Source organism: Porphyromonas sp. CAG:1061, assembly GCF_000435035.1.
Lineage (GTDB): Bacteria > Bacteroidota > Bacteroidia > Bacteroidales > Porphyromonadaceae > Porphyromonas_A > Porphyromonas_A somerae.
Genome location: NZ_HF988949.1, coordinates 16,889 through 22,837, shown reverse-complemented (window position 1 = coordinate 22,837; position 5,949 = coordinate 16,889). Strand labels below are relative to the sequence as shown.

General features: G+C 49.5%; 4 protein-coding genes. All 4 read right to left on the bottom strand.

Annotation, left to right across the window (positions count from 1 at the left end; translation table 11 throughout):
- The coding region (locus tag QVO39_RS08480; protein ID WP_288171953.1) for a fimbrillin family protein at positions 1 to 2,093 on the bottom strand (2,093 nt) is incomplete at its 3' end.
- Between the two features lie 634 nt (positions 2,094 to 2,727).
- On the bottom strand, positions 2,728 to 3,903 hold the full coding sequence (gene gmk / locus QVO39_RS09155) for a guanylate kinase (RefSeq protein ID WP_021903803.1): 1,176 nt from the start codon (positions 3,901 to 3,903) through the stop codon (positions 2,728 to 2,730).
- A gap of 30 nt (positions 3,904 to 3,933) precedes the next feature.
- Positions 3,934 to 4,818, bottom strand: a complete 885-nt coding sequence (locus QVO39_RS08465; protein WP_021903802.1) for a YicC/YloC family endoribonuclease — start codon at positions 4,816 to 4,818, stop codon at positions 3,934 to 3,936.
- Positions 4,819 to 4,832: 14 nt separating this feature from the next.
- The coding region (locus QVO39_RS08460) for an SEC-C metal-binding domain-containing protein (protein ID WP_288171952.1) at positions 4,833 to 5,949 on the bottom strand (1,117 nt) is incomplete at its 5' end.

Sequence of the window (5,949 nt, the reverse complement as noted above, 5' to 3'; positions counted from 1 at the left end):
CATATCCACTCTGCCTCGGTGGGGAGACGGTAGCCATTGGCATTGGGGTCGCGTGTCACCTGCTCGGGGGTGTCACCTGTGATGGTGTAGACGGGGGTTAAGCCATCCTTTTTGCTCAGTTGATTGCAGAAATGTATGGCGTCCATCCAAGTGACCGATTCTACAGGTCTTTCACCAGCATTGGCACGCAGAACTCCCTTAAAGTTATTGCCAGCGAACCGAGATTGGTCTGGGTCGGTAAAGTAGGAAGGGTTACTGCCCATCACCAGCTGATACTCAGCCTGAGTAATTGGGTGCTTTGCCACGTAGAGATTTTGTATCTTGATCCCCTCTGGCGTTGATCTCAGAGTGCTTCGTGCGGTGCTGACACCTCCTTTGAAGGTAAAATGCTCTGGGCGAGTTCCACCGGTACCAGGGACATAGAATAGTTCACTGCCAGTAGTACTAGAGAATACTCCTGAGGTAAGAATGGCATACAGCTCTACATTGCTATCAAAAACAGTCTCCATAGATACCACTTCTGAGTTGATGGTCGGATGGGTATCCTTAGTCCACCCTACAAAGCCCCGAGGGTCTTGAGGCTTAAAGATTGTACCTTTCACTGGCTCTAGCTCAGGTAACACTGGCAAGTAACCCTCTTCGGTCAGCTCCAATCGCTTATTGTTGGTTGTTTGATCGTTCTTGAATTGGAAGCCCTGTGTCACCACTAGCGTCGCATAGTACGACTCCAATTTGGCCGTGAGCACAAAGTCGCTGGTGAGATGGTAAGGGAACGTAATCGGATTCCCCTTGCCGTCTTCCCATCTGATGAACTTCCGTCCAGGCATTTTTACTTTAGGAATAACGCTCTCCTTCAGTTCGGTAGCCTCCTTGGGAATAGAGAATTCCATCCGTTTGCTACCATACTGCATTGTGATAGGCTTTCGCTGATCAGCTTCCAGCTGAAGGTCGATGCCTTTCTCTTTCCAAGGCTCCAGTGATATCTCAAATCCAATCGCTCCACCTAGTATCGGTTCGCCTGGCTTCTCCATTCCGCCCCACGGCCGAGTGCTTACCTCTACGCCCGCGGGCAAGTCGGTAGGAACGCCCTTACCCAGCTCTGGCTCTTGATAGCCTGCTCCCTTACTAAAGTCTAGTGTCGCCATATAGTGCATCCCAGGCTTCAATCCTTCAGGCAGGGAGAGAGGTACCGTAGCATAGGCATACTTTCCCTCCTCGAGTGGATAGTATTGAGCCCCTGCAGGCGTGGTAATCCTAAGCAATAGTCCGAGATAGGTCCCTTCGTTGTCTGTCGCTCCCCCAGCTTGCTCTGCTCTATTCCACGCCGTAATCGGCTGCGGAATGAGCATAAAGTTGCCCTTGGCACTATTGCCAATCCACTGAGGAGTCTCCCCAAGTGTAATCACCTCGGGAGTAGCTAGTCCGAAGCTCTTAGGAGTGCTTAAATCTGTGTAGCTAGTGAGCTCCTCGCTGAGCTTTATCTCGGTAGGAAGAGTCAAAGTAGCTTTAGATCGTATGCGTGCGATCTTTACGCCAACTACCTCGACCTTGTAGGCTTCATTGCTATTCATCGCCTGCACAGAGAGCTGTGAGAGAAGATGCCTAAAGTAAAGCGGTACTCCATCTGTGCCGTGCTCAGTTACTCGCCCCTTGGTGCGTGCTACAAGGAGATCTACCTGCTTCTCCACCTGCTCAGGGGTGCTTAGCTTAATGCTCTTGTTTATAGCCTCTAAGTCCAATGTGCCATAGTTGCCTAAGCCATTATACCCAATAAAGTCCAGTTCATAGCTTGGCCATATATGGGTACTCGCAGTATTCCAAACGCCAGTGCCAGCACTGGGATCGGTGGCAGTCACTCGATCCTCGAAGTAGAGCTGCCCCTGTCCGTAAGCTCGGATATTAAAGCCACTCTTTGCTAATGTAGAGAGGGTCTCGTCGGCTCCTTTCAATTGCTGATTGACAAAGGCATGAAACTGTATCTCGCTACGAGCCTCAGGCTCATCTATTTCCCTCTGTCGCTGACACCCCACCCACGATAGCACCGATAGGAGTCCTACCACGAGATAAGTGCGAATGGCGATGATTCTGTACATTGACTTCTATTTATGTTGATATTTAAGCACCCCTCTCTCTATAAGGGAGAGCATTATGTATATGAATGGTGAGCATGGTGGCAAAATGGTAGCTTACTATTCCAATAAAGGCAAGGATTAGGGGCACAACTTTACCAAATGCTCTACAAACTTACCAAATAACCACCGCATTTACAAGCTTTTAACACATCGTGGGCAGGCTAACATATTAAAATAACCATTTCTCCCTCTCTGAAATTTCAAGCTGTGAGATATGGTGAAAAGCTGTCTAAAAAAGGTCACGGTACCCCCTTTTATAACCGATTAGAGTTCAGTGCTATATAAAGGCATCAGCCGAGATGCAACTAAGCATTTGCTTTGTTGCATCTCGTCAATTGCTTAGTTGCAACTCGCCGATTGCTTAGTTGCATCTCAACTTTTACCCTACTAGCATGGAGGTTTTTTGTGGACTTAGAGAGGGGTATTATCACTGATTGGCTCGGTGATCGTGAAAGCCATTCCCACAAGCCTAGGAACCTTTGTGAGACGGATAAATCTATACTGCCATTAACAGTAGAGTAGATCGCCTTCTCGTAATGTCCTCATAAAAAAAAGAGTCCCCAGCCACACTTCAATGGCTGGGGACTCTTTTAACTTAATGCTGTAGCTGGAGAAGCTGGAAGTGGAGCTCTCGGTAGAGGGGGTGGGTGAGTTCTGTGGCGAGGAGGTAGGGGAGTGCCTTGCCCTCTAGTAGCATCCGACGGATTCGGGTGCTGGAGATATGAAAGGTCGGAACCTCTTTGAGGACTTCTACTTTTTCGCTCACCTCCCGAGGAGCCTCTTCAACGCTATATCCTGGGCGTGGGTAGGCGATGATGGGGACCTCTTGGAGGAGTTTATCCGCTTTGTGCCACTTGGGAAGGGTGAGGAGGCTATCCCCACCGATTAGGAGGGTAAAGGAGGTCTTTGGATACTTTCCCTTGAGATGCCGTATGGTATTGATGGTGTAGTAGGGCGGGGTGAGTTCTTCCTCTTCTTGTGACAAGCGTAGCTTGGGGTAATGCTGGATCAGGAGCTGAATCCACTCTGCCCTAAAGGGGGTGGGGAGCTGTGTGCGATCTTCCTTAAAGGGGCTGGCGGGTGTGAGGAGTAACCACACTTCATCGAAGCGATCGGAGTACTTCTCTACCAAATAATTGGCAAGTGAGAGGTGCCCGACATGCATAGGGTTGAATGATCCGGGGAAAAGTAGTACTCGCCTCTCCTCTTCAATAAACCGCTGAATGATCTCTGCTGCTTCGTGGCATGCCACGTCGAGCTGGTCATTGATGATTTTGCGATCAAAGAGTGGGGCGTAACTCAGTTCGGTCTCTGCCTTGGCGAGTCGTTCCGCTATCTTTTCGGGGGAGTCGGTGCCTCGCGATTCCAATCGCTGCCGAAGGGTATCGATACTTGGAGGCTGTATGAATAGGGTGAGTGCTTGGTCACCGTAAGCTTTCTTAATATTGAGTGCTCCCTTAACGTCGATATCCAGTAGTGCGGTCTCGCCTCGTGCGAGGGTATCATCTATCTCGCTCCTAAGCGTTCCGTAGAAGCAACCTTCGTAGACCTCCTCGTACTCGAGGAAGTCTCCTAGGTCGATGCGTTGCTTAAATTCCTCTGTGGAGAGGAAGTGGTAGTGAATACCATCTTGCTCCTCTCCACGAGGGGCTCTGGAGGTTGCTGATATGGAGAAGTGTCCACGGAGACCGTGCTTGCTGGTCAATTGGTCGATGATGGTACTCTTCCCTGAGCCACTAGGGGCGGAGAATATAATCAGTTTGCCAGACATAGTGCTATATAATAGGTATGGTGTCGATTGTTAGAGTACGTTGAGGACTTGTTCCTTGATCTGCTCTAATTCATCTTTCATCTTAACCACAATCTGTTGGAGCGTGGCGTGGTTGCTCTTGGAGCCTAGGGTATTGATCTCTCGGCCCATCTCTTGTGCGATAAAGCCGAGCTTGCGTCCCTGACCTACCTCCTCGTGATCGAGGGTCTCGATGAAGTACTTGATGTGGTTGCGAAGCCTATTTTTCTCCTCATTCACATCTAGCTTCTCAATGTAGTAGATCATCTCTTGCTCCAAGCGAGAGCGGTCGTACTCGATATCAACATACTTGCTTAGCCCCTCTTCTATCCTTTGCCGAATCTCGGTAATTCGCTCAGCTTCGTATGGATCTACACTATCAAGGAGCTGTGCGATGGTCTTGGCATTCTTCATAAAGCCATCGTAGAGCGACTTGCCCTCTTGTAGTCTAAATTCATTGAGCTTATCACACGCTTCCTCAATCGCCTGCATGGTGATATTCTCGAGGTCTTCAGTCTCTTTTTCGGAGGTGGAGCTCTCGGTGTTCATTACCCCTGGCATATTGAGTACCATACGCAAGGGGTCGGTAGGCAGTGGAATGGTGGTCTCCTCGCTAAACTCCTTAAGTAGTTGCCAGTACTTCTGACCCAACTCGCTATTGAGCTGTAGGCTGGGCTCCGTATGTAGCTGTTCAAGGCTGATGAAGATATCAATCTTGCCACGCTGTAGCTTTTGGATAACTCTCTTGCGTGCTGCTAGCTCTATATGGCGTATCTCCTGAGGAAAGCGGAGACTGATATCGGCCTGCTTGCTATTGATAGATCTAATCTCTACGACGATCTTCTGGGTGGAGGTGGAGGCTTCGGCCTTTCCGAAGCCTGTCATGGAATGTATCATAGCTTATCTATCTATTAAAGGTTGCGGCCGTGACAATTCTTGAACTTCTTACCACTTCCACAAGGGCATGGATCGTTGCGACCAATCTTTTGCTCCGCAATATATGGCTGCTGCTTTTGAGGTTGTTGGCTTGCGGCTTGGCCAGCCTCATAGCGTGCTTGCTGTGCTGCCTCATAGTCGTCCTTTTGCTCTTGATAGCGTCTGCGTCTATTGGCTAGTGGATCTTCACGCTGCTCACGCACTTCTACTCTACGCTGCTCATCCTCTTGCTGCGGAGCGATATTGACGTGGCCACGCATGATTATCTCAGAGGCCTTTTGATTCATCTCTATCACCATAGAGCGGAATAATTCGTAAGCCTCTACCTTGAAGATAACTAGTGGGTCTTTATTTTCATAAGAAACGTTGCGGACCGCATTCTGTAGCTCGTCCATGGCGAGTAGGTGACGCTCCCATGCCTCATCAATGGTGTAGAGAAGGATGGTCTTTTGGAATGCTTTGGCAACACTCTTGCCCTCGGTCTCTACCGCCTCCTTGAGGTTGGTGACTACGTTGTAGCCTAGTCGGCCATCGGTCACTGGTATAGCGATGCGCTCTACATTATCGCCGTGCTGATCGTAGAAGGCTTTGAGTACAGGATAGGTCACTTCGGCCATACGTTCCGAGCGACGCTTGAGGTTGGCAATCACCTCCTCCATGATGGCATCTACCAACTGGTCTGGATTGCTACGCCTGTACTGCTCCTCGGTAATTGGTAGCTCGGTGGAGAAGGCCTTGAAGACGCTTTGCTTGAACTCCTCAAAAGGTATATCTGGAGCACCATCGGTAAGGCTTTCTGCCGTCTGGGTAAGGGTGTTGAGCACGTCTAGGCCAATACGCTCGCCCATCAGAGCGTGATTACGACGGGTGTAGATGACCTTACGCTGTGCATTCTTTACGTCGTCGTAGTCAAGCAGATGCTTACGGACTCCGTAGTTATTCTCCTCTACTTTCTTCTGTGCGTTCTCTACCTGCTTGGATAGTTGCTTGCTCTCGAGCATATCGTCATCCTTTAGTCCCATAGTAGAAAGGATCCTAGCCATTCTATCAGAACCAAATAGACGCATCAACTTATCCTCAAAGGAGATGAAG